General features: G+C 46.2%; 3 protein-coding genes. All 3 read left to right on the plus strand.

The window, feature by feature from the left end:
* A partial coding sequence (locus AACZ40_RS28985; RefSeq protein WP_339677160.1) for an ATP-binding protein occupies window positions 1–456 on the plus strand: 456 nt, incomplete at its 5' end.
* Window positions 457–819: 363 nt separating this feature from the next.
* Window positions 820–1,341: a hypothetical protein gene (locus tag AACZ40_RS28990; RefSeq protein ID WP_339677163.1), complete on the plus strand. Its 522-nt coding sequence runs from the start codon at window positions 820–822 to the stop codon at window positions 1,339–1,341.
* A 227-nt stretch (window positions 1,342–1,568) separates the two neighbouring features.
* Window positions 1,569–2,104, plus strand: a 536-nt coding sequence (locus tag AACZ40_RS28995) for an HTH domain-containing protein (RefSeq protein ID WP_339677165.1), incomplete at its 3' end; no start/stop codon positions are given.

Below are 2,104 nucleotides of genomic sequence, written 5' to 3' on the forward strand. Positions count from 1 at the left end.
CTGGCAGTCGCCCTGGGGATTGCCGCCTGCGGCCAGGGAAAACGGGTCCGCTTTTATCAGGTCACAGAACTGATTCCCCAGTTAATGGATGCCCGCGAAGAGCGGGAGTTGACCCGCCTAAAAAAACAGCTCGCGAAACTCAATCTGCTGATCCTGAATGAACTGGGTTATGTCCCGGGCAGTAAACTCGGCTCTGAACTGCTGTTCGACGTCATCAGCACGGTCTATGAACGTTTCAGCCTGATCGTGACGACCAAACTACCCTTTGAAAACTGGACCGAGATCCTGGGCAGCGAACGGCTGACAGGGTCCATCTCGTCTGACAAAAACTGCAAAGCCGCGATGAGGAGTAGATCCTCTCGAGTGAGCATGGGATTCCTTTCTATGAGAAGTGTGGTACCTGAGAGCGAAATCAGCCCGCAACAGACCGGTTTAAAATGGTCTGTTGCGGGCTGATTTGACGGAAAGTGGGAGTCGCTGAGGGATATCCCAGAGGACTCACCTTATATGCCGTATTTTTGTGCTGGATTTAGTATTAATAGAACAAAATCAAACAAAAGTGTTTATTTCACTCGAGAATACATTTAAATATCCGATGAGTGTCACAGTTTGATAAGAACTTCATTCAATAGAAATATTTTCAACAAGAGGGTTTTGCAAATGACACAGCTTTCTGTTCGTGATCTTCGACGATGTTGGAAACCACATAAGGAACGTCTTTACCAGATACAGTCTGATCACCCGACGGCAATCCGGTTTCATCGAGCTTGCAGTTGGCTGGATCAAGCTCAGAAGTTTATCACTACCCAGCAATACGACATGGCCCTGATCAACCAGTGGATTGCCTTTAATGCGTTGTATGGTCAATGGGATCAGATGAAAAATGATCCCTGTCCGGACCGTGAAAGCTGGAGAATATTTTGTGATACCATTCTTAGAATTGACGAACAACAGGTAATTAGCGGTAGCTTAACTGAACACAAGCGACTCGTCATGGCTCTTCTGGATGATGAGTATCTGAGTAATTACTACTGGAAAGAACCTTCTCCCAAACGGGCAAAGCGAGCACGCAAATCGAAATTTGATGCGCGCACCTGGTACCTGGAAAAACGGTGGGCTTTAATACTCGAACGAAGTCTGGAACGCGTATACCTGATTCGATGTCAGTTAATACATGGTGCAGCAACACACGGTGGCAAACTCAATCGTACTTCATTGAAGCATTGTAGTATGATGCTGAATTGTCTACTGCCGACTTTCTTAATGGTGTATGTTGAGAATGGATCAGAAGAGGAATGGGGCACACTTTGTTACCCACCTTCAAATGGTTCATCGAGTTGAATAGGAATTCAAGCAAAATCACATCAATTCTGCCAACATGCAAAACACTGAGATTCCAATAGAAGTATAGCCTTTCCCAAGCCGGAAACTCTCTGCACCCGCTTGACTTTCTTTCCATATCTCGCCAGCATGACATGAACATGTGGTACGTGCGACACGATCTGACCAGACCATTCAGTACACTGCTGTCTAATAGAAACCTGATTCACAATTCCGCGTAAGGGCTCATGATGGCTGAATCTGCTCAACTGATGCGTCAATGGAGATTACTTCAGATACTCTCTCATCGCAAACAAGGTGTCACGCTGCAGGAATTAGCTCAAGAAACTGAAGTCTCAAATCGTACGATTGCACGCGACCTTCTTGTACTGAAATCAGTCGGCTTTCCCGTATCAGAAGTGACCACTGCTCATGGTAAAAAGCAGTGGAAAATCACGGGAAATGTGGGGATTGCCCAGTTACAGTTTACTCTGGAAGAGACGGCAGCCCTATATCTGGGGAGACAGTTCCTGGAACTGATGGCGGGTACTCTCTTCTGGCAGGGATCTCACAGCGCCTATCAGAAAATCAAATCAGCTCTCAGCGACCCAGCAGTTCGTTTTCTCGAAAAACTGGCATCAGCAGTCCATCTGACAAATCACCATATTGTCAATTATGCCGAGCGTGCTGAACTGATTGACCAGTTGATGCTGGCGATTGAAGATCATAGATTGACTGTGATCACTTATCAATCTCTCCGTTCAACTGAACCAGTCACTTTGTA

Source organism: uncultured Gimesia sp. (genome assembly GCF_963972345.1).
GTDB lineage: Bacteria > Planctomycetota > Planctomycetia > Planctomycetales > Planctomycetaceae > Gimesia.

Excerpts from the sequence above, each read along its gene's own strand:
- AACZ40_RS28990 (WP_339677163.1), top strand. The coding sequence starts at position 820 with ATGGCCCTGATCAACCAGTGGATTGCCTTTAATGCGTTGTATGGTCAA.